Below are 26,142 nucleotides of genomic sequence, written 5' to 3'. Positions count from 1 at the left end.
CCTGGGCTCGATCTCGAAGAGCAGACCGTCGACGTACGCCACCTGGCCCCAGGTGTAGCCGCTGCCGGTGGAGACCCAGTCGACCCGCTTTCCGTTCACGGGTTCGCGCATGGTCAGGCCGAGGCCCCAGTTCGAGTACGAGGGCCAGTCGAAGCGGAACTCGCCGCCGCCCTGCGTCGGATCCGGGCTGTCGAACGTGACGTTCACCCGGGCCAGGTTCTTTGCGGTGCCCTGGACGACCATGTGGTCGGGGATCTCGTTGTGCCACGTCCGCATCAGGTCGTACACATAGGGACTGTTCGGCTGGGAGCCGATCGAGAGTGTGCCCCCGCGGGCGGAGGCCTGCCGCAGCAGCTTCTCCCCTTCGTCCGTGCTGAGCAGCGCCACGTCGATTCCGGCCGGCGACCACGGGTCGGCGCTGTAGGGGCGTATCTGGCGGCCCGGTTGGTCGTTCACGACCAGAAGGAGCTTGGCGCCCGCTCGCAGGGCTGCCACCGCCTGGTCGGCGTCGGGGACCGAACTGTTGCGACGTACCACCACCGCCGCGCCGCGCGCGTCGAGTCCGGCGTAGTCCGCGCCCGCACCGTTGCCCGCTGCGACGAGCGGCAGCTTGTAGTGTCCCTGCGACAGCGGTGTGACGCCCTCCTGCCGTAGGACGTCGGTGAACTCCGTGGTCCTGGTGGCGATGCTGAGCGCGGGCTGCTCCCTGCGCCAGCGGGCACCGAGGTAGAAGTCGCCGTAGGTGACCTTGCCCGCCATCGGCTGGGCCCAGAGGCTGTCGTAACTGGTCTGGGTCTCCATGTAGTCACGCCAGGAGCCGCCGGCCATGGAACGGTGGTACTCCAGCCGCTGGTAGGTCGCCTCGGTCTGCTGCGGGGTCGTCATGTCGACCCTGCGGACTTTCGCGGCGTCCAGCGTGACGGTGGTGTCGCGATCCATGGTGACCTCGGGGTCGCCGAGCAGGGCCATGCCCAGGGAGTGCGGGCCGTGCACGCCCTGCACGTCCTTGAACGCCAGCACCGAGTACACGTCGTCGGGCAGGTACGCCTCCAGCCTTCCGGAGGGGTCGACCAGGAAGAACTCGGGCTCGTAGCTGCCGGACCTGAGCACCTCGACGACTCCCGGCATGGGCCTGCCCTGGGCGTCCTTGAGCAGCACCGTCAGCTTGTGCGCCACGTCGCCGAGCGACACCGCCGTGTGCGTGGCCACCACTCCTGTCGCGTCGGTGGCGACGATCTGGCCGGTGTAGCGCCCGTTGCCGGCCGCCTTGGAACCGTCGATGGCGACGGTGACCTCCGCGGTGCCGTGCGCCGGCACGACGACCTGGGCGGCAGACAGCCCGAACAGCCCCGCCGGGGCTCTCGGGGCCTGGACCGACAGACCGAGGGTGACCGCCGAGTCGCCGGTGTTGGTGTAGGTCACCGGGCGTCGGACGACGCCCGACCCACCCGTCGTCACCTGGCCGGCGAAGGCGGTCGCGGAGCCGAAGACGTCCGCGCGCAGTGCTGAGGGCACGTCCACCCGACCACTGCCCGCCTGGAAGGCGTCGTACTGAGGAGTCTGCTTCGAGCTGCTGACCAGCAGGTCCTTGAGCCGGCTGCCAGTCAGACCGGGACGCTCGGAGAGCAGTAGGGCCGCAGCCCCGGCGACATGCGGGGTCGCCATCGAGGTGCCGCTCAGCGCCTGGTAGCTGCCTTCGCCCTCCGGGGCATACTGGGAGCGTGCCGCCAGCACCTCGACGCCGGGAGCAGTGATCTCCGGCTTGAGTCCGCCGTCCCCCACGCGCGGACCCTGGCTGGAGAACCAGGCCACGTCGTCGCTGGAATCGACCGCTCCCACGGTCAGGGCGGCGTCCGCAGCGCCGGGGCCACCGATAGTGTTGGGCGCTCCGGCGTTACCGGCGGCGACCACGAACAACGCCCCCGTCTCGGCGCTCAGACGGTCGACCGCCTCGCTCAGCGGGTCCGTGCCGTCCGACGGGGTGTTGGACCCCAGGCTCATGCTGATGATGTCCGCGTTCTGTTCGACGGCGGCCCACTCCATGCCGGCCAGCACCCATGAGTCCTGGCCGACGCCGTCGTCGGACAACACCTTGCCGATGTGGAGGTCCGCTCCGGGCGCGACGCCCCGCTCCTTGCCGCCCGAGGCCGCCCCGGTGCCCCCGATGGTGGACGCGACATGGGTACCGTGTCCGTTGCGGTCTGTCACGTTCTGGTCCGGGACGAAGCTGTGCGTGGCCGCTATCCGGCCCTTGAAGTCGGGGTGTTCGCTGTCCACGCCGGTGTCGAGGACAGCGACGTCCACTCCCTGCCCGGTATGGCCGGCCGCCCATGCCTCGGGTGCGCCTATCTGGGCGGTGGTGTCGGCGAGTTCCGTCCTGACGGCACCATCGAGCCAGATGCGGGCGATGCCGGCGCCGAAGACCGGCCCGCCGGTCTCTGAGTCGCCTGGCCCGGTCCTCGTCACCGATGCCCCAGCAGCGGTGACGGCCTTCCAGAAGTCGGCGGACCGGGTGCGGGACTCGCTCAGGGCTGCGCCCTGGATGCTGCTGAGGTATCTGACCCGGGTGGCTCCCACGGGTGCAGCAGAGCGCAGGCCCGCGGCGGCCTCGGTGTAGGAGACGATGAGAGGCAACCGGTCACGGTGTGCGTCGTCATAGCCGTCCGCGATCAGGTTGCTGATGTTGAACAGCCGCCTGTCCAGCGTTCCCGCCGCCACGTAGGGGAGAGCGGAGTCGGGGTAGACGTAGAGGTCGCCTCCCGACTCCATGATGCGTGCCTGGGCGGCGCTCCCGGTGGCACTGCGCACAGTGACCGTGCCGCCGGCGCCTGTGGACTGGCGGGTCGTGACGACATCACCGGTGACCAGGGTCACCGTGTGGGTTCCCGGTGGTACGTCGTGTGTGGTGGGACCCGGGTCTGCGGCCGCAGAAGCCGTGGTGGGCGCGGCGGATGTGACGGCGGGATTCGCGAGTGACAGGACAGCGGCGCCGACGGTGACGAGCACACCCCACCGTCTGTGTAATGTTTTCAAGGGTTCCCTGTGGCTGTTGAGAAGGGTGGGGTCGCCTCGCAATAGTCAGCGACCACCTGGGACAACGACACATCGCATACTCGCGTCAAATCCGTGCGGCAAGAGGGCACCCCAAGGTGATCATTTTCACGTCGGGGCAAGGTGTGGGCCCATGGTGTTCTCACTTGCGGGGGTGCGGGCGACGAGCCGCTTCACACCGTCCCGCCCGGTGGTGCTCCGCGTTGTCGGCTTCCTCGCCGGCCAGTAGGGGCCGGCCGGGGCGTTTGTGGTGCGGGACGACCAGGCCGGTGTTGATGTAGGCGCCGTCCCCGAGGACGGTGACGCCCTGGCACTGGTCCGGCAGGCCGGAGTCGCGCCACACGTGTGCGTCGGCCTTGTTGCCCGGGGCCGGGCGGGCGGTAGCCACGACCAGGCGGGTGTCGGCATCGATGACGACCTGCACGTGACCAGCGGGACCGCGCTGCTGTTCACCGACTGGCGCCAGCTCCCGACGACGACGGACGCGATCCAGGCGGCCGGCTGGTTGTGGCGCGGGGTGCTGGCCTGGCACAAGCCGCAGGCCAGGCCCCAGAAGGGCCGGTTCACCCAGAACTGTGAATTCATCGTCTGGGCGTCCAAGGGGGCGATCGACGGCTCCCGCAACCCCGTCTACCTGCCCGGCCTCTACAGCGCCTCGCAGCCCTCGGGTACCAAGCGCCGGCACATTACGCAAAAGCCCGTCGAGGTGATGCGCGAGCTGGTCAAGATCAGCCCCGAGGACGGCACGGTGCTCGACTTCTGCGCCGGCTCCGGCTCCACGGGCGTGGCCGCTCTGCTGGAAGGCCGCGACTTCATCGGCGTGGAGAAGACCGAGCACTACGCGTCGATCGCCGAAGCTCGGCTTTTTGAGACGATGCAACAGACCGCACGGCGCGAGGACTTCATTCTTGCTGGTCCCGAGGGTTACACACAGCCCGGACGTGGGCTTCCTACCTGGCTGGACGTGCTGCCGGCGAGGACTGAGGCTCCCCGGGCCATGGTCAGCGTGCGCGGAGCCTGTCAGTTGTCAGTTCCGATACCGCTGCGCCACTGCCGCGAACGCGGCTTTGGGTTCCCATTCCATGTCGGGGTAGGTCTGCCCCCGGCGCCCTTCGAGGAGTTTGACGATGCCCAGGCCGGCCCGGTCCAAGTCGTCTCTGGGGTCGCCGTCCGGGCGGTGTGGGTAGCCGGGCAAGGCGAACAAGAACACGAACGCGCTGTCCACACCCTCGGTCTCGAAGATCTCCAGCAGTTCGCTCAGATATGCGGCCTGACCGGCCTCGTCACGCTCGTATATGCCGTTCAGCCGTACAGGGGCCTTGGTTTCCGGGTCGTGCTCGACCACTTCCAGCACCCGCCCACCACGGTCTCCCGCGCCGCGGTAGGCCGCGGTGCCGAACCCGGTGATGGCGAGCGGCTTCGGGCCTTGGGCCAGGGTGCGCACCGCGTCCCGGAACCGGTCGGCGACCTCGGCGGAGCGGATCAGCTCGAACGTCGCAATGTCGAAGGGAGTCCAGTCGACCTGCTCGAACTGGATGGATGCGTAGGTGAGTTTGCCCTGGAAACGCTCGCGGACCGTGGCCGCGGCGTCGCGGAGGAATGCGTTGATGCGTACGCCGAGCTCGCGCATCGCTACGGCGCGCCGCTCGGGTTGGCTCATCAGCTGCTCGACCCGCTTCTCGGGGCTCTCTCCGGGCAGGAACCCGCGGTTCATCACGCTCAGCTCGACCCCTGCGACGAACACGACCGTGGCCCCCTGCTGCCGGAGTCGTTCCGCTCGCTCGGCGCAGTCGCGGAAGAGCGTGAGGATCTGCTCCGGATCCAGCTCCAGCGGATAGGGCGAGAACCAGACCTCCAGGCCGAGTTGGGCGGCGGCACTGGCGGCCAGCTCCAGTCGGTCCGGGTCGCCGCCGATGATCTGGATCGCGTTGCAGTGCAGGTCGTCGCGGATGATGGCGAGTTCGCGCCGGACCACCGCGGGGTCTAAGTGCTCGCGGGACATCTGGCCGTGCACGACGAATCCGGTGTCGTAGGTCATTCCTCTTGCTCGCATGGTGCCGTCCTCTCCGTCGGTCCCGGTCGGGTCGAGGCTGACAGGAAAAGTGCGTGCCCGCAAGTTTGCGTGCCCGCAAGTTTGCGGGCGCGCAGTCTCGTGTGGAACGCTGACACCGTGACGACACCACCGCCAGGGCTGCGGGAGCGGAAGAAGCAGGCCACGCGTGAGGCGCTGCGCGAGGCGGCCCTGCGCCTGGCGGTGGAGCGCGGACCGGACCAGGTGCGGGTCGAGGACATCGCCGAGGCGGCCGGGGTCTCGCCGCGTACCTACAACAACTACTTCGCCAGCCGTGAGCAGGCGATCGTCTCCGCTGTCACCGCGGACCGGGAGGCGCGGATCGCGGCGGCGGTCGTGGCCCGGCCCGCAGGAGTGCGCCTGGCTGACGCCGTCACCGAAGCAGTGGTCGAGCAGTACATGAACTCCGGTGAGCGTGAAGACGAGGCTTTGCTGCTGATCACCACCCGGACCGCGCTGCGCGACGCGTTCCTCGACACCACCGCCGACATCGAGCCCCCTCTCGCCGAGGCGATCGCCGAACGCCTGAGTGACGCCGGAGCGCACACAGCCCGCGTTCTCGCGGCGAGCGTGGCCGCGGCGGTTCGCATCGCGCTGGAAGGCTGGCTCCGGCCTGCCGGGAACGCAGGGGCCGCCGGGAGTTTCGGTGCCGGAGGACTCGTCGTGCCATCCGGCTCACTGCCCGACCAACTCCGCGCGGCACTGGCCCCGCTCGCGCCCGCGTTCGACGCCGCCGAGCGACGCACCCAGCCGTGAAGTCGACCCAGCTGAGGCATCCGCTGGGCAGACAGTAGAACCGGAACGTGCCGATGCACGCGGCCGTCATCATCCTTGTCAGCCGATTCAACGTGGATGACGCCGTGCCAGTTCGCGATCTACGACCGGCGTGGCAGGCAGGAATACCGCCGATGAGGAATATCCACCTGCGACCGGTAGCCGACCGGCTCACCGAGACGATCCGCGCATCCCTCACGCAGGACGACGTGGTTCTCACCGTCTGAGCCTTGCCCTTCCCTGCCGCCAAGGCGACCGGCTCCCCTGCGTAGCCGTCGGCGAAGCACCGCCGGAGCGGACGTGCCACGCGGCACGGTCGCGTTCCCCGCAGTTGACCACCCGCACTCCCGTGCCCCGGCCCGGTCCGCCGCCGACCGCACTGCCGGGCCTGCCCCGTCCCGCACGCAACACCGCGCACCATCACACCCGCTGAACGCACGGAGCGTCGCCCATGCCCCCTCAACCCGCGCCGACACCCACCCGGCGCGTGGTCTCTCCGCTCGACCACCGCCTTGAAGCCGTCGCCGGGCACGACATCGACACTCTGTGGGCCTACCGCGACCGCGGCGTCCTCGACGAGCCGCAGGCCCACTTGGTCGACCGGCACCGTGAACTGGCCACGGCCCAGACGGGCGTCATCTTCTACCTCCGTCTCCTCAACCGCCTGTCCAGCGGCGAGTTCGACGTCGACGGCGCACTGTTCACGCGCATCGCGACCTGCCCGCCTGGTACGCCACGGCCAGCACCGACACCCACTCCACGCCGGACAAGCCGAGCAGCGGCGGCGGAGGCGCCACGCCTTCCGCGGCGGGCAGCGACACACCGGATCCCGACCCCTCCATCCCGGCCGCGACCCCGACCGGCGACTCCATACCGACGGCGCCGACGGGCGCCCTCGCCCACACCGGAGCTGACGCCACACCCTGGCTGATCGGCGGCGCCGCAGTGCTGATCGCAGCAGGCGGAGGCGCAGGCGCCTTCGCCACGGCACGCCGCAGCCGGACAGGCGGCCCCACCGACGACGCCAACGAGCGCTGACATGCACCCCGCCCTCTTCGTGACACAGCGCCCCCGGATTCCACAGCCTGGAATCCGGGGCTCCGTCGTCCTCGACCGTATGGATGCCTCGCTAGGCCGCGGCAGTGATCGAGCCCGCCGCGCTCCCTGGCGATCCCTCCGAGTCCACGATGCCCGTCAGGTGCCGTTCGGCGTGGGTGATGTGCTCCCCCTGGTGGAGAAAGCGGCGAGTTCGCCGCCGTGGCGTTGCCGGGCGATGGCCGCGTACGACCGAAGGACGGCTTCGAGGCGCTCGTCGGCTCTCCCCGCGCGGTCGCGGACTTCTGCCAAGGGAGTTGGCGGAGCGTGACGAACAGTGGGGGTGTGCCGGCCGCCGAGGCCCCGCACACCCCCACTGCTGGAGTGGGTCAGCCCTTGCCCAGGAGGCCGTTCATCCTGGTGATCTCGGCGGTCTGCGAGGTGATGATGGCGTCGGCCATCTTCTTGGCATCGGGGAAGGCGCCTTCTGCCTTCTCCGTCTCGGCCATCGCCACCGCGCCTTCGTGATGCTTGATCATCATCTCCATGAAGGCGGTGTCGAACGCCGTACCGGACCCCTTCTCCAGCTCGTTCATCTCGTCGGCCGTCATCATCCCGCCCGCGCCGTGAGCGGAGTGGTCCATGGCGCCCTCGGCGGGCACCTGCTCGCCCCAGGAGGCCAGCCACCCGGACAGGGTTTTGATCTCCGGGTCCTGGGCCTTCCTGATCTGTTCGGCGAGCTTCTTCACCTCGGCCGACTTGGCGCGGGACGGGGCGAGGCCGGCCATCTCCACTGCCTGGCGGTGGTGGGGGATCATCCCCTGCGCGAAGGCGATGTCCGCGGCATTGTGCTGCTCCTGCGCCGCGGGCGTCGAGGCGGCAGCGGAGGGAGAGTTACCGGTGTGGCTGTCGTGCCCGGCTGCGCTGTCGCCGCTGCCGCCGCATGCGGCCAGGACGAGAGCGGCGGTGCCGGCGGCGGCCACGGCGACACCGCGGCGGATCAGGGAACGCTTGCGGATCATGGTGGTGCAACTCCTTGACGCGCGCCCGTCTCGGGCGCGCGGGATCAGAGGGATGAGAGCAGGCGAAAGCACGGCACCTTCCCGGGACAGGGCGTGCGGGGGTGTCGTGCGGGCTGCTCTATATCCGCAGGAGTTGCAGTTCGGAAAGGTCAGGCGGCGCCCGGCTCTGCACGACCGACGTCGGCGCGGCGATCGCAACACCGGCAGCGGCCAGGGCGTCGGGCAGGGCGCCGGCCGGCGCAGGCGGCGCGTATGCGGAGCCGATGCCGGCCGCCGCGCACGTACCGTCCGCGTGTGCGAGGTGCCCGGAGCCGCCGTCGGTGTGCGAGCATGCCGCGCTCGCCTGCTCCGTGGCAGAAGCATGGGCCATGGTCATGGCGTGTTCGGGTGCCGGTGCTCCGCTGGGAGCCAGTGCGTGCATGCCCAGGAGTCCGGCCAGGACCGTCAGCAACAGCAGCGCGAACAGCGGCCCGGCGGGGCGGCGGCTCGATCGGGTGCTGCTGGTCATGCCCGCCATCGTACGGATGCACCCGCAGCAGCGTGACGTTGAGGGGCCCGCGCGCACGCCTGGCCTGCCGGCGGGCGCGGAGTCATCGCGCCTGAGCAGGCCCAAGTTCCCGTGCCGCCCTGCCGCAACCACCTGCGGCCGTTCCCACGCCGAGCGCGCGGTCAGGTTCCGCCTCCGGTTTCGGGTACCGGCCTGCCCGGTGGTGTGAAGGCGGCAAGCACCGTGGCCGTGATGTGGTCGGCGGCGCGGTCGGAAGTGAGACGGCCGGCGCGGATCTCTTCCGCGGCGCTGTGCATGACCGTGTGCAGGACATTGACCAGCCACGTGATCGGCAGGTCTGTGCGGAAGACGCCCTCGGCGCGGCCCCGGGCGACCAGTGTCTCGACCCGGGCGGCCGGTCCGCTGTGCAGCTCACGGATGCGTCCGGCGGAGAGTTCCTTCTGGGCGGCGACGAGCAGTGCGCGCGCCTGGTCCACCAGGTGCCAGCCGGCCTCGACGTACCGCGCGAGGGCGAGCAGCGGATCACCGGTCAGATCGACCGCGTCCAGTGCCTCGTTGCCCCGGTCGATGGCGCGGCTCATCGCCGCGTCGACGACCTCCGCCCGGGAGGTGAAGTGCGCATACAGCGTCACCCGGCCCACACCGGCGGCGCGCGCGATCTCGCTCATGCTCGCCTCCGGGTTGCGTCCGAGGCATTCGGCCGCCGCCTGCTCAATCGCCTCGATGCTCCGCAGGGCGTCGGCGCGCTTGGTGGTGCTTTTACTGCCCATGCGCGCACTGTACCCCGGCAAAGCGAACAACTCTGTTCGCGTTATACCCCCGGGGTGTATAACCTGAACACACCTGTACGACTTAGCGACGAGGGGTGAGCGTCATGAGCGACACGGAAACCACGACCACACACGCACCGAATGAGCCCCATCCGCTGCGCTGGCCGATCCTGGGCCTGCTGGGGCTGGCCCAGCTGATGCTGATCCTCGACATCACCGTGGTCGCGATCGCACTGCCCCACATGGGCGCCGAACTGGACCTGGACCGTGCCGCCTTGACCTGGGTGGTCAGCGGCTACGCCCTCACCTTCGGGAGCCTGATGCTTCTCGGCGGCCGGGCCGCGGACCTGTTCGGCGCCAAGCAGGTCGTCCTGGCCGGGCTCGCCGTGTTCACCGCCGCGTCCCTGGCCGCCGGACTCGCCACCGGCGCCCCCCTGCTGCTCGGTGCCCGGATCGCTCAGGGTGCGGGCGCCGCGCTGCTCTCGCCCGCCGCCCTGTCCGTGGTGGTGCGGCTGTTCGACGGCGACGAGCGCAACCGCGCGCTGGGCATCTGGTCGGCGCTCGGCGGCGGCGGCGCCGCTCTCGGCGTGCTGCTGGGCGGGCTGATCACGGCAGGCCCGGGCTGGGCCTGGGTCTTCTTCGTCAACGTTCCCGTCGGCCTGATCGTCCTCGTTGCGCTGGCCCGGACACTGCCCCGCCTGCCCCGCGCGGCCACCGGCTCCCTGGACGTGCCCGGGGCCGCTCTGGTCGCCGCGGCGACCGGCGCCCTCATCTACGCCCTGATCCGTGCCGGCGACGATGGCTGGCTCGACGCCGTCACCCTCTCCCTGGTAGCCGCCTCGGCAGCGGCCTACGCCGCGTTCGCCGCCTGGCAGCACCGGGCGGCCGCGCCTCTGATGGACCTGCGTCTGCTCGTCCGGCGCCCCGTGGTGGCGGGCACCTTCGTGATCGCCGTTACCACGGCGCTGATGGTGGGGGCCTTCTTCCTCGGCTCGTTCTACCTCCAGAACCATCAGGGCCACGGCGCTCTGACGACCGGCGTGCTGTTCCTGCCCGTGGCACTGGTGACGATGGCCGCCGCCACCGCTGCCGGACGGGTGATCGGCCGTGTGGGAGCACGGCTGCTGGCCGCGGTCGCCCTGGCCGTCGCAGCCGCCGGATTCCTCGTGCCGGTGCTCTGGTCCGGAACCGCCGCCATGGTCACCGGTGTGAGCATCGCCGCGGCGGGACTGGGCGCGCTGTTCGTCGTCGCCGCGGCCACCGCGCTCAGCAGCGTCGCCCCCCAGGAAGCCGGCGTGGCCTCCGGAATCGTCAGCACCTTCCACGAGTTCGGCGCCTCGGTCGGCGCCGCGGCCGTCTCCAGCGCCGCAGCCGCGAGCATCGCCGTCCGCACCGGCGACCAGGCCGCCTCCGGCTTCGACGACGCGTTCCTCGCCGCCACGGGCGTCGCCGCACTCTCCGCCGTCATCGCCCTGTGGCTGATCCCGTCCAAGAACGCGTAAACCCGTGCCACCCACCAGGCGTTGGCCACGCGGGTGAAGCGCCCCCACCCGAAACGAGCGGGCGTAGCGCCCGCCCTCGAACTGCGCACGGAGGCACTGGATGAACAACCGCAAGCGACGACTCTGGACGGCTGGCATCGCCGCAGGGGGTGTCGGCGCGGCCCTGACCGCAGTCCTGCTGATCGGGAGCCCGCAGCAGGACGGTGACGACCGGCAGGAAACGGTGGCCGAACGCGGTCAGAGCGTGATGCCCTTCGACCTCGAAGCGACCACCCACCGTTTCACGCCCACCAAGACGGGCGGGGTCCAGGACGTCGTCGCCGACCAGCCCGACGACGCCAAGCAGATCGGCCTCATACGCACCCACCTCCAGCAGGAGGCCAAAGCGTTCAGCCAGGGAGACTTCGGCGACCCCGCCCAGATACACGGAGACAGCATGCCGGGCCTGAAGGGACTGCAAGAAGGCTACGAACACATCGAGGTGCACTACCGGGAACGGCCCGAAGGGGCCGCCCTCACCTACACCACCGACGAGCCCGCCCTGGTCGACGCGCTCCACGACTGGTTCAAAGCGCAGCTCAGTGACCACGGCGACCACGCCGAATCCGGCCACTGATCAACGAGCCGAGCACCCCCAGGCCCATCACCGCGCACACCGCACGATCGGAAGTGGATGGCTTGAGCGACCCTTACGAGCTGCGCGTGGGCGTGCCCTCCGTCGAGGTCTTCCGCCGCCTGCGCACCGATGCCGGCCTCTCGGACAAGGCCCCCGAGGCGGTTGCGCTCGCCCTGCCCAACACCTGGCACGGCGTCGTCCTCCACCACGAAGGAGAGCCGATCGGCATGGGGCGCGTCATCGGGGACGGCGGTACCGCGTTCCAGATCGTCGACATGTGCGTTCACCCGGCACACCAGGGACGTGGCCTCGGCAGGCGCATCATGGCCGCGCTCACCGCGGAATTGGAGCGCCGGGCGCCCGCGACCGCGTACGTCTCGCTGATCGCGGACGGCACCGCGCGCTTCCTGTACGAGAAGTTCGGCTTCGCCGACACTGCCGCGCACGAATCGATCGGCATGTACCGCGTGATGAGCGGGGGACCTGGAGCCGGCGGAGTGCGGGCGGAGCCGTAGGCGGCTGGCGCGACGGTGACCGCTCCGCGGAGGACCGGGCCGGCCTGGTCCTCTACACCACCCTCGGCCGCTCCTGGACCGCCCCGTTGCCGCCCTCGCCGTCAGGGAAGGCCGCGACGCCTGGCAGGCAGAGGGCGCTGTGCCCCCACGAACGCCCCGCCGAACGACGGCACTGACGCCTGCGGCTGGGGGCCGGGCTGCGCCTGCTGCTCATGAACATCTCGTTGCAGGCCGCCCTCACCACCGCCCGGGGCGCTGATACTGGCCAGGCGATCGACAAGCGGGGGCAACGGTGGACTGGACGCTGGCGGGAGGGCTGGCCGCCGGCCTGCTGATCGCGACCGTGACCGCCCCGGTCGGTGTGTCCGGTGCGGTGTTCCTCCTCCCCATCCAGCTGAGCGTCTTCGGTGTGCCCAACCCCGCGGTCACTCCGACCAACCTGCTGTTCAACGTCGTCGCCGGTCCCGGGGCCCTGTGGCGCTACCGCCGCGACGACGCCCTGCGCGGCGACCTCGCCCGGCGCCTGGTACTGGGCACCCTGCCTGGCGTTGCGGTCGGGGCTGCCCTCCGCGTCTTCGTTCTCCCCGGCCCGAGCGTCTTCCGGCTCCTCATCGCTGCCCTGCTGCTGCCGCTCGGCCTGTGGCTGTGCCTGCGCACCCTTGTCCCGGCGCGCCATCGGCCGCCGAGCGCACACGAGTTGTCCCCACGTACGCTCACCGGCCTCGCCCTGACGGTCGGAGTGGTCGGTGGCATCTACGGCATCGGCGGCGGCTCCCTCCTCGGGCCGATCCTCGCCGGACGCGGCCTGCCCGTCGCACGCGTCGCCCCGGCCGCGCTCGCCGCCACGTTCGCCACCTCCCTCGTCGGCGCCGCCGCCTACGCGCTGCTGTCGCTCGTGAGCTCCGGAGACGTCGCCCCCGACTGGTGGCTCGGGCTAGCCTGCGGCACCGGCGGACTGATCGGCGGCTACCTCGGCGCCCGCCTCCAACCCCGCCTGCCCGAACGAGCCCTACGCCTCCTGCTCGGCACCCTCGCCGTAGCCCTCGGCGCCCTGTACACCGCCCAGACCCTGAACTGAGCCCGCGTCGGGTCCGGACACGGGGGTGCTCAGCATCGGTTCGGCAGCGTCCTCGTCATGCACTTCGCAGGCATCTTGCTGATCTGGGGGCGGCCTGGCGGACGGGTGCTTCATGATCGGCCTCGTCGGCGCGTGAGGCGAGAACTCCAGAAGGACCACGAACCCCTGAGACGGGTCGGCACCCCTTCTCGGTCCGCCGGTGCCTTCGCGGGCGGGGCGATCCTGTCGGGCTCCGGGTTGATCCTTTCGGGGTGCACACAGGCCGGAACGCCCTCGTCGGGGGTGCAGCGATCGGCACTGCAAGAGGGCCTGCTGGAGGCGATGAACTGCTCCTGCGGGTACCGGGAGGCCGGGCAGATTCCGCAGACCGGCCGCGCCGGATCCGCCTCGATCGGGATCGAGGTATGGCGGGTCGGCGGGCTCCGGGATCTCCAAAGCAGGCATAGGGCAGCGGTAATCGCTCTGTTGTCCGTGTCCTTGGCCGAGTTCGAGTGCCGGGAGCAACACAGCCGCCGCGTGACAGTCGATGCAGGCGCGAGCGCTCTCTCGCATCAGGGCGTCCACCGCGTCCTGCGTGCCCAGCTCCGTTCCGCCGCCCGCGGCGTGGCGGCATGTGGCGTCGTGCGCCGGGTCGGCACGCCGGGCAGATCCGCTCCTTCAATGGGCGCCAGCTGACGATCAGTCACCCAGACGGTGTGCTCGGCCGTCTCGGCCCCGTCCGGACGCGCGATCCAGGAGGGGACGCCCACGAGGTAACGCCACGGCCCGCACGGCGTGCCAGACCCCGGCGCGCTCGCTCGACCGCCGAAGTCGGCTCCACCACCCGTGGCGGCCTGTGCGTCCTCGCGTCCTGGGCCGCAGACCAGTACCAGGCGGGCAGAACCGGCCGAGTGAGGCCACCCACCGTGGTTCAGCCGCGCCACATCTTGGCTGCGCACCGGTGATCGGGCCGACCCCGGAGATGGGCAGAGTCTGTGGGCCCCCGGCGGCGGTGCGCCTTCCGTGGTCGCGGGAAGTCGGTGTGGCCGGCCGGCGTGACCGGCCAGTCCGGGATGCGTCAGCGGCGTCGCTGGTCGGCGCGCAGTTCGAAGTCTCCGTAGCTGTTGTCGACCGGGTTGACCGTGACGCCGGGCGCGACGATCTCGTCGATGGCGTCGAGCACGTCGGACGACAGCGTGACGTCGGCGGCGGGCAGGAACGCCTCCAACTGGTCCATGGTGCGCGGGCCGATGATCGCCGAGGTGACGCCAGGGTGGTTGATGACGAAGGCGACGGCCAGCTCGATCAGGGTGAGACCCGCTTTCTCCGCCAGGAGCGCGAGCTGTTCGACGGCGTCGAGCTTGCGCTGGTTGGCGGGGGTGCTCATGTCGAAGCGGGCCTGGGGGCGTGCCGCGGAGGCGGGGCTCTCGGCGGCGTTCTTGCGGTAGCGGCCCGACAGCCAGCCGCCGGAGAGCGGGCTGTAGGTGAGGGTGCCCATGCCGTGGCGGCGCACGGTGGGCAGGACGTCCTCCTCGATGCCGCGGACCAGGAGGGAGTACGGCGGCTGCTCGGTCACGAACCGCTCCAGGTGGCGCTCCCGCGAGGTCCACTGAGCCTCGACGATCTGGGAGCCCGAGTAGGACGAAGAGCCGATGTAGCGGATCTTGCCCTGGTGCACGAGGTCGGAGAGGGCGCCGAGGGTCTCGGCGACGTCCGTGTCGGGGCTGGGGCGGTGGACCTGGTAGAGGTCGATGTGGTCGGTGTCGAGCCGGCGCAGGGAGTTCTCGACCTCGCGGATGATCCAGCGCCGTGAGCCGCCTCGCTGGTTGGGGTCGTTCTGGTCCATCGGCATGAAGAACTTGGTCGCCAGGAACACGTCCTCGCGGCGGCCCTTGAGGGCCTTGCCGACGATCTGCTCCGAGACGCCGGCGGAGTACACGTCCGCGGTGTCGACGAAGTTGATGCCGGCGTCGAGGGCGCGGTGGATGATCCGGATCGAGTCGGCCTCGTCCTCGTTGCCCCAGGGGCCGAACATCATCGCGCCCAGGCAGAGCGGGCTGACCTCGACACCGGTGCGGCCGAGCGGTCGGTACTGCATGAAGGGGGTTCTCCTCGGGTGTGCTCAGTCGTCATCTGTCGTTATCTGCCGTCATCAGTCGTTCGCGGTCGGGATGACGGTCCCGGTACTCGCCCAGCTGGCGAGGAGGCCCAGGGCCTCCCTCGCCGGGGAGTCCGGTTCAGGCGTGTAGAAGTTGAGGCGCAGACCTGGGTCGGCCGGCAACTCCATCGCCTCGTAGGGCAGTGCGAGATCGCCGACCAGCGGGTGGTGCAGGTTCTTCACCCCGGAACGGTGGAACTTCACGTCGTGGCGGGCCCACCGGCGGGCGAAGTCGCCGCTCTTGGTCGTCAGCTCCCCGATCAGATCGGTCAGCGCCTTGTCGTGGGGTGCGCGGCCCGTCTCGATGCGCAGGAACGCGACCGCGTCGTCAGCGCCCTTGTCCCAGTCGACCCAGAACTCCTTGCTCGCGGGGTCCAGGAACATGAAGCGGGCGCTGTTGACCGGGCCGCGCTGGGTGAACAGCGGTGAGTCGAAGAGAGGTGCGTACAGCGCCCGCCCCAGCGTGTTCGCGGCCAGGATGTCAAAGCGCGCGTTGCGCACGTACGCCGGCACATCCGCCATCGAGTCCAGCATGCGCAGGATCGTGGGCCGCACCCGGGATGCGGTCACCGTGGGGCGCCGGCCCGACGGTGTCGCCGCGTGGGCCAGGTCGTAGAGGTGCGTGCGCTCGGCCTCGTCCAGCTGCAGCGCGTGCGCGAGGGATTCCAGTACCGAGTCCGAGGCGCCGGAGAGGTTCCCGCGCTCCAGGCGGACGTAGTAGTCGACGCTCATGCCCGCGAGCAGCGCGACCTCCTCCCGGCGCAGGCCCGCGACGCGCCGGTTGCCGCCATAGACCGGCAGTCCGGCCTGATCGGGCGTGATCCGGGCACGCCGGGTGCTCAGGAACTCGCGGACCTCGGCGGCCACGCTCTTCTTGTCTCTGTCTGCCATCGTCCAGATCCCTGAAATCGCTCCGCCGCCGGTGATCGCGCCCCGGTGGGACGGTCCGGCCCGACCCATGACGGTCCTGCCTCGACCTTCACCGTAGGTCCGTCCGCGAGGACCTGCGAGGTACTGCCAGTACCTGGAAGACCAGTGACTCCCACCCCCGTGCCCGCGCGGGGTTCTCTTGGAGAGAACCGAGGACCAGGAGTCCGACACCAGGCCCTCACTCCGAAGCGAAGGACACGCCGTGCGCGCAGCACCCAGGTACGACGGGACCGGCGACGTCGCCACAGCGGAATCCACGCCGCCCATGGCGGTGCGTGCGCCGGCCCCTGCCGCCCCGGCCCGGGCGACGCTGAGCCTCACGATCATCTGCGTCAGCTACTTCATGGTCGTCCTCGACCACTCGATCGTCTTCACCGGCCTGCCGCAGATCCGCTCCGACATGGGCTTCTCCGAGACCGGCCTGTCCTGGATCACCAACGCCTACGTCCTGGTCTTCGGCGGCCTGCTGCTCCTGGGGGCCCGGGCCGGTGATCTGTTCGGACACCGCAGGGTGTTCCTGTTCGCCCTGGTCGTCTTCGCGCTGACCTCACTTCTTGTCGGCGCCGCACAGAATCAGTGGTGGCTGATCGGAGCTCGGGCCCTGCAAGGCGTCGGGGCGGCGGTACTGGCCCCCTCCGCCCTGTCCCTGCTCACCCGCAGCTTCGCCGAGGGCCGGGCCCGTAACCGGGCGATGGCCGCCTACAGCGCGGTGGCCGGGCTCGGCGCGGCCTTCGGCCTGGTCGTGGGCGGCCTCGTCGCCGATCTGATCTCGTGGCGCGCCGGGTTCTTCCTCAACGTCCCGGTCGGCATCACGATGGTGGCGCTGGCCGTGCGGTTCCTGCCCGAGACCGAGCGCCAGGGTGGACGCTTCGACATCGCCGGGGCGCTCCTGGCGACTGCGGGCTCCACCGCTGTCGTCTTCGGCATCGTGGACGCCGCCGACATCGGCTGGACCGCTCCGGCCACCGTTGTTCCGCTGGTGGCCGGTGGCGTGATGCTGGCCCTGTTCGTCCTGGTGGAGCGGCGGGCCGCGCAGCCGATCGTGCCGTTGCGGCTGTTCGCCGGCCGGGAGCGCAGCGGCGCCTACGTCACCCGGATGCTCTACATGGGCGCGATGATGGGGTTCTTCTTCTTCACCGCACAGTTCGTACAGAGCGTCTACCACTGGACGCCGTTGCAGGCCGGTCTGGCCTTCCTGCCGATGACGCTGGTCAACTTCGTCTTCGCCGTTCAGGTGCCGCGGCTGCTGGAGCGGGCGAGCAGGCCGCAGATGCTCACCACCGGGCTCGCCCTGACCATGGTGGGCATGGTGTGGCTCAGCCGCCTCGACCTGCACACCCCCTACCTGACCGGAGTGGCGTTGCCGATGGTGCTCATCGGCGCCGGCCAGGGCCTGGCGCTGGCCCCGCTGACCTCCAGTGGCGTCGACGGCGTCGCCTCTGCGGACGCGGGAGCCGCCTCGGGCCTGGTCAACACCGTGCACCAGATCGGCAGCGCGCTGAGCCTGAGCATCCTGACCGCCGTGGCCGCCTCCGTCTCCACCGGTCACGGGGCCGCCGACATCGCAGCCCGCTCGGGTGCCGCGCTGACCGGGTCCGCCGTTCTGCTCGCCCTGGCCCTCGTGGCCACCCTCACCCTCATCGTCCCCGCACGTACCCGCCCGCACGAAAGGTCCCTGTGATGCAGACCCTCACCCTCAACAACGGCGTCGAGATGCCCGCCCTCGGACTCGGTGTCTTCCAGACCCCGCCGGACGAGACCCGGGCCGCCGTCACGGCCGCGCTCGACCTCGGCTACCGGCACATCGACACCGCCGCCGCGTACGGCAACGAACGCGAGGTCGGCCGGGCCATCCGCGCCTCCGCCACGCCCCGCGACGACATCTTCATCGAGACGAAGATCTGGATCAGCGACTACGGCTACGACGAGACCCTGCACGGCTTCGACAAGAGCGCTGCCAAGCTCGGCGTGGACCAGATCGACCTGCTGATCCTGCACCAGGCGCTGCCGTCGGACTTCGACAAGACCCTCGCCGCCTACCGCGCCCTGGAGCGGCTCCTGGCAGACGGCAAGGTCCGGGCGATCGGCGTCAGCAACTTCATGGTCGACCACCTGACCACGCTGCTCGACACCACCACGGTCGTGCCCGCCGTCAACCAGCTGGAGGTCCACCCGTACTTCCAGCAGCGCGCGGTCCTCGACTTCGACGACGAGCACGCCATCCTCAACCAGGCGTGGTCTCCCATCGGTGGCATCACCTTCTACCCCGGATACGGCGAGGACCGCAGGAGCGTCCTTGAGGACCCGGCCGTCACTGCGATCGCCGAGGTGCACGGCAAGAGCCCGGCCCAGGTGCTGCTGCGCTGGGGCATCCAGCAGGGCCGCTCGGTGATCCCCAAGTCGACCAAGCGCCACCGCATCGCGGATAACATCGACGTCTTCGACTTCGCCCTGACCGCGGACGAGTTGAAGTCCCTCGACGCCCTGGAGACCGGCCGTCGCGGCGGCCCCGACCCTTCGGACGTCACCCTCGCGGCGTACGGCCGCGCCATCCCCGAAGCCTGACATCACCTCCCACCTGCACGAAGGAACCACCATGCCCACCACCGTCAACGCGTTCGGCGCCCACGAAGCAGGCAAGCCGCTCGTTCCCGTCACCATCGAGCGCCGCGACGTCGGCCCGCACGACGTCAAGCTCGACATCCTGTACTGCGGGATCTGCCATTCCGACATGAACTATGTCGACGGGACGTTCGGCCCGCTGGCGGTCAGCCCGCTCGTCCCCGGCCACGAGATCGTCGGCCGGGTCACCGAGACCGGCCCCGAGGTCTCCCGTCACCGGGTCGGTGACCTGGTCGGCATCGGCTGCATGGTCAACTCCTGCCGCGCGTGCGAGAACTGCCGGGCAGGCCAGGAGCAGTACTGCCTCAAGGGAAACACCCTGGTCTTCGGGGCCCTCGACCCCGCCGAGCCCGGCGCCCACACCCAGGGCGGCTACTCCGAGGCGATCGTCGCCCCGGAGGACTTCGTCGTCCGCGTCCCCGAGACCCTCGACCCGGCCGCTGCCGCCCCGTTGCTGTGCGCCGGCATCACCGTCTACTCCCCGCTCAAGCGGTTCGGCGCCCGGCCCGGCACCAAGGTCGCCGTCGTCGGCCTCGGCGGCCTCGGTCACCTCGGCGTGAAGATGGCCAAGGCCATGGGCGCCGACGTGACCGTCCTGTCCCAGTCCGGCAGCAAGCGCGAGGCCGCCGTGGCCCTCGGCGCCGACCACTACGCCGTGACCGGCGACGGCTCGGCGTTCACCGAGCTGGCCAACACCTTCGACATCATCCTGAACACCGTCAGCGCACCGGTGTCCCTCCCCGACTACCTCGGGATGCTCCGCCTGCACGGCACCATGGTGAACGTCGGTGTGACGACCGAGCCGATGCCGATGGAGGTCTTCGCCCTCCTCCAGAACGGCCGGTCCTTCGTGGGATCGCTGTTCGGCGGCATCGCCGAGACGCAGGAGATGCTCGACTTCGCGGCCGAGCACGACGTCACGGCCGACATCGCGCTGATCGACGCGCAGGACATCAACACCGCCTACGAGCGGATCCACGCTTCCGACGTCCGCTACCGGTTCGTGATCGACGGCGCGACCTTCGCGAAGCCGAAGCAGGCATGACCTGCCCCCACGCGGACGCTGCACGAGGGCACTGAGAACCGCCCTCGTACGGGAGTGACCTGCGGCAACACCACCCGCAGGGGGACTTGACGCACAGGGCGCGCTCTCGCGACGCCCGAGTGAGACCGACGGCAGGGGCGCTCATTCCCCCCGTGCCCTGGCGAGGAGGAAACGAACATGGCAGCACAGCCCCTGACCGCGCTGGTGATCGGCGCCACCGGCAGCATCGGACGGCTCGTGGTGGCCGAGGCGATCACCCGCGGACACACCGTCCGGGCCCTGGTACGTGACCGCGCCAAGGGCGCCCAGCTGCTCCCTGCCGACGCCGAGCTCGTCGTCGGCGATGTCACCCGGCCCGAGACCCTGCCCGAGGCGGTGGCCGGCGCCGACGCCGTCGTGCTCACCCTCGGCTCCTTCGGCACCGGCGCTTCCTCGCCGGAGACGGTGGACTACGCAGGCGTACGCAACGTCCTGACCGCCCTGGCCTCCCTGGACGGCGCACGGCCCCGCGTGGCGCTGATGACCTCCATCGGGGCCACCACCCGCAGCAGTGGCTACGGTCATCTGCTGGAGTGGAAGCGCCGCTCGGAGCGTCTTGTACGGGCCAGTGGCCTCACGTACACCATCGTGCGGCCCGGCTGGTTCGACATGAACGGCCCCGACGAACACCAAGTGGTGTTCCTCCAGGGCGACCGCCGCCGCTCCGGCGGCCCCGCCGACGGATGTGTCGCGCGCGCCGACATCGCACGGGTCCTGGTGGCGGCCCTCACCACACCCGAGGCGGCCGGCCGTACCTTCGAGCTGGTGGCCGAACAGGGAGCCGCACCAAGCGACTTGGGGCCGTTGTTCGCGGCGCTGGACCAGGACCCGCCCGGCTCCCTGGACGCGGTACGGGACGAGGCCAACATGCCGCTCGACGCCGAGCCGCAGCGGGTCCGCGACGACCTCGACGCCCTCCGGGCACGCGCCGCAGCCTGACGACAGCCCGGGCCCGCCGCGCAACACCCGCCACGCAATAAGGAGTCAGCGTGCCACCCACCCCCAGCCAGACGGACCGGGAGCACATCCTCCAGGTCCACCACGCCTACTTGGACGCCATGGTCGAAGGAGACACACAGTCACTCGACGACCTGCTCGACGACGGTTTCCTTCTCACCCACATGACGGGATACGTGCAGCCCAAAGCCGAGTGGCTGGCCGAGATGAAGGCCGGGCAGTTCGTCTACCACTCCATCGACGAGGTGGACACGGCGCTCGACCTCGACGGCGGTACGCCGCGTCTGACCGTCCGGACCACGACCGACGCGACGGTGTACGGAAGCCGGGCCGACTGGCGGTTGCTCCTGACCACCGACTACGGCCGCCGCGGCGAAACGTGGATCCCCCTGAGAACGGTCGCCACGACATGGTGACCCGCAGCAGCCAAGGGACCAGGGGAGCCCCAAGGACTCCCAAGAACCCAACCCCAACGACCCCAACGACCCCAACGACCCCGAGGAGACTGCGTCGTGGCGGCCCTTGAGTTCGTCGTGCTGCTCGGGTGCGCTCTGCTGGTGAGCGGCGCCCTCGCCCGCAAGCTCAAGGTGGCCGCCCCCGTACTGCAACTGGCCGCCGGCGTCCTGCTCGGCTTCGTACCCGCGCTCCGCGAGACCGAGCTGCCACCAGAGGCGCTGCTGCTCGTCTTCCTTCCGGTGCTCCTGTACTGGGAGAGCGTGACGACCTCGCTGCGGGCGATCCGGCGCGACCTGCGCGGCATCGTCCTGACCGGCACCCTCCTGGTGGCTGTCACCGCCTGGGCCGTGGCGGCCCTGGCCCACGCCCTCGGCCTGCCGTGGGGCGCGGCCTGGGTGCTGGGGGCCGCCGTGGCACCGACCGACGCCACCGCCGTGGGCGTGGTCTCCCGGCTGCTGCCCCAGCGCAACGTCACACTGTTGCGCGCCGAGTCCTTGATCAACGACGGTACGGCGCTGGTCGTCTACAGCCTGGCGGTCGGCGTCACCGTGGGCTCCGAGCACCTCGGCGCGACCCATGTGAGCGGCCTGGTGGCGCTGTCCTTCGGCGGCGGCATCGCTGCGGGCGTACTGGTCGCCTGGCTCGGCATCCGGCTCCGTCGCCTCGTGCGCGGGCTCGGCGACACGATGCTGGACAACCTCACGATCATCCTGATCCCGTTCAGCGCGTATCTGTTGGCCGAGCAGGTAGAGGCGTCGGGCGTGCTCGCGGTCGTGGTGTGCGGGCTGATCATGAGCCAGGCCGGGCCGAGCCTGGGCAGCGCCGAGGCGCGCCGACAGACGATGGCTTTCTGGTCGCTGGCGATGTACCTGCTCAACGGCGCCCTGTTCGTCCTGGTCGGCCTTGAGGCGCAGGCGGCGGTCCGAGGTCTGTCCGGTACCGCCCTGACCGAGGCGTTGCTGATGGTGGCCGCGATCTCCTGTGCGCTGGTCGTCGTCCGGTTCCTTTTCCTGTTCGTCGCGGTGTACACCATCAGAGCGCTGGACCGGCGCCCGCAGCAGCGGGAGCGTCGCATGGGCCACCGGGCCCGCGTGGTCAGTGCTCTGGCCGGATTCCGGGGGGCCGTCTCCCTGGCGCTCGCCCTGTCCGTGCCGTACACCCTCGACTCCGGCGGACCGTTCCCCGACCGCGACACCATCGTCTTCGTCACCGCCGGCGTCGTCGTGACCACCCTCGTGGTACAGGCGCTGGTCCTGCCGTCCGTGGCACGCCGGGCCCAACTGCCCTACGACGGGGACGCCGACCGCGAACTCGCTCTCGCCCGGACCACGGCGTCCGAGGCCGCACTCGGCGCCCTCCCCACGGTGGCGGCCGACCTCGGTGCGGACCCCGAGGTCACCGAGCGGCTACGCGCCGAGTACGAGACCTACCTGAACACACTCCGGGCCGCTGCAACCGCGGACGCCGATGCGCTCGTACGACACCACGAGCAGGACACCGCCCTGCGCCTGGCCCTCCTGGAACACAAACGCTCCGCCGTCATCAGCTTGCGCGACGCCCGCCGCATCGACGACGCCGTTCTCCAGCAGGTGCAGGCCCAACTGGACGTGGAAGAGGTGCGCCTGGCCCCGACGACGGATTCGGAGTGAGGGCACGCAACAGGCAACGGACGGGACAGAGGACAACAGCCAGCGACCCCAGGCAGCGGGCAGCACGAGCAGGACCGGTCGACGGCGGGGCGCGCTCTGCCGGTGGGCAGTCACGTCACCACACCCGAGCCGTTTTTCGACCTCGTGTACGTGATCCCGCTCACCCGCGTGACCACCTTCATGGCCCACGAGCACAGCGGCGCCGGACTGCTCGGCATGACGCTCGGCATGGCCGGCGCCTTCGTCTTCGCGCTGACCGTCCCCGAGGCATGGCACGACGCCCCTGGCAGGCTGTCCGGACCCGTGGTCCTGTCCTGCGCCTGTCCGATGGTGCGCTGCGTGCACCTCGTGCTCTACGGATACGTCGCCCGGGGCGACAACGGACTGCGACGCAAGGTGAGGGTGTCCTGGCCCCCGTACTCGGCGGCTGCACCCTCCTGATCGTCGGCGCGCCGATCGGGGCGGCCGGCAGACCGCGCCCTTCGCGGCGGCGCTCGGGTGGACTGGGGCGGCGTCTACCTCGCTTCGGCATCGCGCGGCCCGATCCGATCGTCAGCGCGGACGTCGATGACGCGGCCGAGCCATCCGCGCGGCGCACGAAGAACTCCGGAGCACGGCGGCGCTCGCGCGAACCGTCGTGCCAGTGCAGCCGGAAGGGCTGGGAGGTGACAACCACCACGGCAGGGTCGAAGTCCACCAGCACGAGATGATCCCGCTCCAGCCACGACACGAAGCCGACATGCTGCCCGGTCGTCGCCGACCAGTACCAGCCCGGGAAATGGCGCCCACCCGGCGGCCACCGAAACGGCCGTACCGGAACCGCATCCTCGAACGCCTCGATTGGATGTCAAAGGACAGTCGTCGGTCGGGAGCAATGTGAGGGCCGCGGCCGGGCGGTTCAGCGCTGGCCGGAACCGCGTGCGTCACCTGCCACGGGCCTCCCTGCCCGCCAGGAGGCCGGCCATGCGACGTCGTCGATCGCCGGCCACGGCGCGGCGGCGACGGCAGTCGGTGTGAGCCCCGTAAGCGCCTTCACTTCGCGGTGCAGATGGGACTGGTCGACGTAACCGCTCTCGGCCGCGACACCGGCGGGAGGGACACCCGCCGCGAGCAGATGGGCCGCATGGTCGAACCGCACCAGCTGGGCGGCCCGCTTGGGGGCGACGCCGAGCTGCGCCCGGAAACGCGCCCACAGGCGCTTGCGGCTCCAGCCGACCTCGTCCGCCAGGCCGTCGATACGCATCCGGCCCCTGCCGGCGACCGTCCGCCTCCAGATGTGGGCGACCTCCGGATCGACCCGCAGGCCGTCCCCGATCCGCCGGCGGACGGCGTCCGCCGCCATCGCGAACCGCTCGTCCCACGATTCGGCTGTATGCAGCCGCTCCTCGAAGCGCCGGGCGTCGCGGCCCCAGACGTCCGCCAGGGTCGGTCCCCGACATCTGGCCGGTGACGACGGGCGCCTCTACGACGCCGTCGCCGACCCGCTCGACGGCCTGGGGTGGACGGGCCTGGCGAGCGTCCGCGGACGGCATGAGCCGGACGAGGCGCCGGAGGACCGGCAGGTCCTGCGCAGCACCGTCCTGCACATCAGTCCCGACACGGTGCGCTGGGCCCAGTGGAACCTGGCCGACGAGCCGTTCCACTGGGAGGGCTGCCCATCGCCTGGCAGATCTCCGCCCGCGCCGCCACGAGCAGCCCGCTCGCTCAGTGGTCGGCCTGCTTCACCGCAGACGGCCCCGGCGAGGCCGTGTCCGACTTCCTCCTCGCGCTCGACGCCCGCGACCAGCCTGCCGTGCCGCTGGTCGGCCGCGAGCTGGTCCTCGACGCCGTCGCCGCACACGGATGGCTCCGCGACAACGACCAGCCCCAGACGGCCGCGGCCGACCCGACGTTCGCGTCGCACATGCGCCTCGGTGAGGTACCGCCCCTCATCCAGGACGCCGACCCGCGCGCCCTGACCACCGGGGCCGACGAGGCGGGACCCGCCGGATGGCAGGCATGGGCCGAGCCCGCGCTCGGCGCCCCGAACCTGTGGGCCGCATCCTTCTCCGCCGGCGTCCCGCACGACCTCGTCGCCGCCTTCGCCGCCTCCCTCAGCTCGACAGCACCGGTCCTGCGCCGGGTGCTGCGCACGATACCTGCACTGACCTGCGAAAATGGGACCGCTTCCGACGGTCGGCGGCGGCTTGGTCCGGGAATGGCCCGGATCCCGGATCTTGGCTCCGGGCACGCGACGGTGGCCTCCCCGGGCATCAAGGGGGAAGAAGCAGGCTTGCCGACGCACCCTGTTGCATGGTCGGTAAGGCCCAGTGGGTGGTGCTACGACAGCATTCTTGGTGCTGGTGCTGCCCGCCGGATGTCGGTGACCGTGGAGTGTTGAGGAAGCGGATCGCAGAGCAGCGGACTACGACTCTGACGGCTGGCGGAACACCCCTGCGGCAGCAGGACCACGCAAGCGGGTCCTGCGCTGGAGTTCAGCCGGCGGAACAGCCCCCGCGTCGGCGGGGAGCACGCCGCTGCGAAGGCCGAAGCCGAACTGGTGCTCCCCGCCGACGCGGGGGTGAACCGCTGAGAACCCGTCTTTGAAGCTGGGGTCGAAGTGGGCTGGGCTGTCGGTGCTGGGGCAGAACGCCGCCATAGGATCAGCTGATGAATGACGCTGTCTTACTGCATGCGGGCGCGACGCGGTCCGCACCCGCCCTTGTCCTCCGCCCCTGGGGCATGGGGGACGCTGCCGCACTTGTCGAGGTGTTCCGGGATCCTGTATTGCGCCACTGGACGAGCTCTGCTGTGGAGAACGTAGCTGACGCGCAGCAGTGGGTGCGGGGCCAGGAACGGGGATGGGCGGCGGGGAACCGGTTCGGCTTCGCGGTCCTGGAAGCGCAACCCGATTCATCGCACGAACAGTTGGTGGGCAACGTGGTGCTCAAGGAAGTGACGCCTGGCAAACCGTCGGCCGAAGTGGGCTATTGGACTGCGGCGCACGCTCGCGGGCGGAGTGTGGCACCCCGCGCTCTGGAGGTTCTCACCGGCTGGGCCTTCGACACCCTCGGCACCGGCGGCCTGAAGCGGCTTGAGCTCCTGCATCAGGTGGACAACCTTGCCTCTTGCCGTGTGGCGCAGAAGAGTCAGTACGGCTTCGACCGAGTCCTGCCCGCATCGCCGCCGTCCTTCCCGCTCGATGGCCATCTGCACAGTCGGCGTAGGGATGCTTGAGATCCTTCCGACTTCTTCGGTTGACGTCGGTCTGTTCATGCCGCGACGAGGGCCTAGGCGCTGTTTCTCGGATCATGTGCGGAGCCAGGTCATGAGGGCCGCGAGGGTGACGGTTCCGAGGTAGATGTAGGCGCGTTTCTCGTAGCGCG

Annotated in this window: 21 protein-coding genes and 5 pseudogenes; 15 read left to right on the top strand and 11 right to left on the bottom strand. The window is 70.6% G+C overall.

Features of this window, described 5'->3' with window-relative positions:
* Positions 1 to 2,874, bottom strand: a 2,874-nt coding sequence (locus ACWCPF_RS43370; RefSeq protein ID WP_451050661.1) for a S8 family serine peptidase, incomplete at its 3' end; no start/stop codon positions are given.
* 319 nt (positions 2,875 to 3,193) lie between these two features.
* Positions 3,194 to 3,475, bottom strand: coding sequence for a transposase family protein (locus tag ACWCPF_RS43365; RefSeq protein WP_451050660.1), 282 nt, complete (start codon positions 3,473 to 3,475; stop codon positions 3,194 to 3,196).
* A 3-nt stretch (positions 3,476 to 3,478) separates the two neighbouring features.
* On the opposite strand from ACWCPF_RS43365, the pseudogene ACWCPF_RS43360 reads away from it, so the two are divergent.
* A pseudogene (locus tag ACWCPF_RS43360) lies at positions 3,479 to 3,961 on the top strand (DNA-methyltransferase); the annotation flags it as partial.
* 117 nt (positions 3,962 to 4,078) lie between these two features.
* Here the strand turns inward: ACWCPF_RS43360 and ACWCPF_RS43355 are convergent.
* The gene (locus tag ACWCPF_RS43355; RefSeq protein WP_451050662.1) at positions 4,079 to 5,089 is read right to left on the bottom strand and encodes a hypothetical protein; all 1,011 of its coding nucleotides are present in this window, start codon (positions 5,087 to 5,089) and stop codon (positions 4,079 to 4,081) included.
* Positions 5,090 to 5,221: 132 nt separating this feature from the next.
* On the opposite strand from ACWCPF_RS43355, the gene ACWCPF_RS43350 reads away from it, so the two are divergent.
* The gene (locus ACWCPF_RS43350) at positions 5,222 to 5,878 is read left to right on the top strand and encodes a TetR/AcrR family transcriptional regulator (RefSeq protein WP_451050659.1); all 657 of its coding nucleotides are present in this window, start codon (positions 5,222 to 5,224) and stop codon (positions 5,876 to 5,878) included.
* A gap of 1,442 nt (positions 5,879 to 7,320) precedes the next feature.
* Here ACWCPF_RS43350 and ACWCPF_RS43345 read toward each other — a convergent pair.
* The 3 genes from ACWCPF_RS43345 to ACWCPF_RS43335 form a co-directional block, all read right to left on the bottom strand.
* The gene (locus ACWCPF_RS43345) at positions 7,321 to 7,953 is read right to left on the bottom strand and encodes a DUF305 domain-containing protein (protein WP_451050658.1); all 633 of its coding nucleotides are present in this window, start codon (positions 7,951 to 7,953) and stop codon (positions 7,321 to 7,323) included.
* Between the two features lie 118 nt (positions 7,954 to 8,071).
* Entirely contained in the window at positions 8,072 to 8,461 is a 390-nt protein-coding gene (locus ACWCPF_RS43340; protein ID WP_451050657.1) for a DUF6153 family protein, read from the bottom strand.
* A gap of 161 nt (positions 8,462 to 8,622) precedes the next feature.
* Positions 8,623 to 9,231: a TetR/AcrR family transcriptional regulator gene (locus tag ACWCPF_RS43335; protein WP_451050656.1), complete on the bottom strand. Its 609-nt coding sequence runs from the start codon at positions 9,229 to 9,231 to the stop codon at positions 8,623 to 8,625.
* 104 nt (positions 9,232 to 9,335) lie between these two features.
* Between ACWCPF_RS43335 and ACWCPF_RS43330 the strand changes: the two genes are divergently transcribed.
* The 4 genes from ACWCPF_RS43330 to ACWCPF_RS43315 all read left to right on the top strand — a co-directional run bounded on the left by ACWCPF_RS43330 (position 9,336) and on the right by ACWCPF_RS43315 (position 12,942).
* Positions 9,336 to 10,733, top strand: coding sequence for an MFS transporter (locus tag ACWCPF_RS43330; RefSeq protein WP_451050655.1), 1,398 nt, complete (start codon positions 9,336 to 9,338; stop codon positions 10,731 to 10,733).
* Between the two features lie 100 nt (positions 10,734 to 10,833).
* Positions 10,834 to 11,349, top strand: coding sequence for an aspartate carbamoyltransferase (locus ACWCPF_RS43325; protein ID WP_451050654.1), 516 nt, complete (start codon positions 10,834 to 10,836; stop codon positions 11,347 to 11,349).
* A 53-nt stretch (positions 11,350 to 11,402) separates the two neighbouring features.
* A complete protein-coding gene (locus ACWCPF_RS43320) occupies positions 11,403 to 11,864 on the top strand; it encodes a GNAT family N-acetyltransferase (RefSeq protein ID WP_451050653.1) in 462 nt (153 codons plus the stop codon).
* 292 nt (positions 11,865 to 12,156) lie between these two features.
* The gene (locus ACWCPF_RS43315; protein WP_451050652.1) at positions 12,157 to 12,942 is read left to right on the top strand and encodes a sulfite exporter TauE/SafE family protein; all 786 of its coding nucleotides are present in this window, start codon (positions 12,157 to 12,159) and stop codon (positions 12,940 to 12,942) included.
* Here ACWCPF_RS43315 and ACWCPF_RS43310 read toward each other — a convergent pair.
* From ACWCPF_RS43310 to ACWCPF_RS43300, 3 genes and pseudogenes are all read right to left on the bottom strand, one after another.
* Positions 12,874 to 13,557: pseudogene (locus ACWCPF_RS43310) on the bottom strand (hypothetical protein); the annotation flags it as partial. The gene ACWCPF_RS43315 and the pseudogene ACWCPF_RS43310 sit on opposite strands and share 69 nt — an antisense overlap.
* Positions 13,558 to 13,999: 442 nt before the next feature.
* Complete coding sequence (locus ACWCPF_RS43305) at positions 14,000 to 15,019, bottom strand: aldo/keto reductase (RefSeq protein ID WP_451050651.1); 1,020 nt, start codon at positions 15,017 to 15,019, stop codon at positions 14,000 to 14,002.
* Between the two features lie 54 nt (positions 15,020 to 15,073).
* Positions 15,074 to 15,970, bottom strand: a complete 897-nt coding sequence (locus ACWCPF_RS43300; RefSeq protein WP_451050650.1) for a helix-turn-helix transcriptional regulator — start codon at positions 15,968 to 15,970, stop codon at positions 15,074 to 15,076.
* Positions 15,971 to 16,211: 241 nt separating this feature from the next.
* On the opposite strand from ACWCPF_RS43300, the gene ACWCPF_RS43295 reads away from it, so the two are divergent.
* From ACWCPF_RS43295 to ACWCPF_RS43265, 7 genes are all read left to right on the top strand, one after another.
* Entirely contained in the window at positions 16,212 to 17,690 is a 1,479-nt protein-coding gene (locus tag ACWCPF_RS43295; RefSeq protein ID WP_451050649.1) for an MFS transporter, read from the top strand.
* A complete protein-coding gene (locus ACWCPF_RS43290; protein ID WP_451050648.1) occupies positions 17,690 to 18,574 on the top strand; it encodes an aldo/keto reductase in 885 nt (294 codons plus the stop codon). The genes ACWCPF_RS43295 and ACWCPF_RS43290 overlap by 1 nt, the downstream gene beginning before the upstream one ends.
* Positions 18,575 to 18,605: 31 nt before the next feature.
* A complete protein-coding gene (locus ACWCPF_RS43285) occupies positions 18,606 to 19,676 on the top strand; it encodes an NAD(P)-dependent alcohol dehydrogenase (protein ID WP_451050647.1) in 1,071 nt (356 codons plus the stop codon).
* A gap of 177 nt (positions 19,677 to 19,853) precedes the next feature.
* On the top strand, positions 19,854 to 20,654 hold the full coding sequence (locus tag ACWCPF_RS43280) for an SDR family oxidoreductase (RefSeq protein ID WP_451050646.1): 801 nt from the start codon (positions 19,854 to 19,856) through the stop codon (positions 20,652 to 20,654).
* A gap of 50 nt (positions 20,655 to 20,704) precedes the next feature.
* Positions 20,705 to 21,088 (top strand): nuclear transport factor 2 family protein, encoded by a 384-nt coding sequence (locus ACWCPF_RS43275; RefSeq protein ID WP_451050645.1) that lies wholly within the window; start codon positions 20,705 to 20,707, stop codon positions 21,086 to 21,088.
* Between the two features lie 96 nt (positions 21,089 to 21,184).
* Positions 21,185 to 22,777 (top strand): Na+/H+ antiporter, encoded by a 1,593-nt coding sequence (locus tag ACWCPF_RS43270; RefSeq protein WP_451050644.1) that lies wholly within the window; start codon positions 21,185 to 21,187, stop codon positions 22,775 to 22,777.
* 102 nt (positions 22,778 to 22,879) lie between these two features.
* Positions 22,880 to 23,218, top strand: coding sequence for a hypothetical protein (locus ACWCPF_RS43265; protein WP_451050643.1), 339 nt, complete (start codon positions 22,880 to 22,882; stop codon positions 23,216 to 23,218).
* Between the two features lie 193 nt (positions 23,219 to 23,411).
* Here ACWCPF_RS43265 and ACWCPF_RS43260 read toward each other — a convergent pair.
* Together ACWCPF_RS43260 and ACWCPF_RS43255 are read right to left on the bottom strand one after the other, a co-directional pair.
* Positions 23,412 to 23,618: pseudogene (locus ACWCPF_RS43260) on the bottom strand (TnsA-like heteromeric transposase endonuclease subunit); the annotation flags it as partial.
* Positions 23,619 to 23,675: 57 nt separating this feature from the next.
* Positions 23,676 to 24,200 (bottom strand): annotated as a pseudogene (locus tag ACWCPF_RS43255) (helix-turn-helix domain-containing protein); the annotation flags it as partial.
* A gap of 1 nt (position 24,201) precedes the next feature.
* On the opposite strand from ACWCPF_RS43255, the pseudogene ACWCPF_RS43250 reads away from it, so the two are divergent.
* Both ACWCPF_RS43250 and ACWCPF_RS43245 read left to right on the top strand, forming a co-directional pair.
* Positions 24,202 to 24,905 (top strand): annotated as a pseudogene (locus ACWCPF_RS43250) (DUF317 domain-containing protein); the annotation flags it as partial.
* Positions 24,906 to 25,426: 521 nt separating this feature from the next.
* On the top strand, positions 25,427 to 25,993 hold the full coding sequence (locus ACWCPF_RS43245) for a GNAT family N-acetyltransferase (RefSeq protein ID WP_451050642.1): 567 nt from the start codon (positions 25,427 to 25,429) through the stop codon (positions 25,991 to 25,993).
* Positions 25,994 to 26,142 lie beyond the last annotated feature (149 nt).

Source organism: Streptomyces sp. NPDC001858, assembly GCF_053594615.1.
Note: the sequence above shows the minus strand (reverse complement) of the source record. Positions and strands in the feature narration are given on the sequence as shown.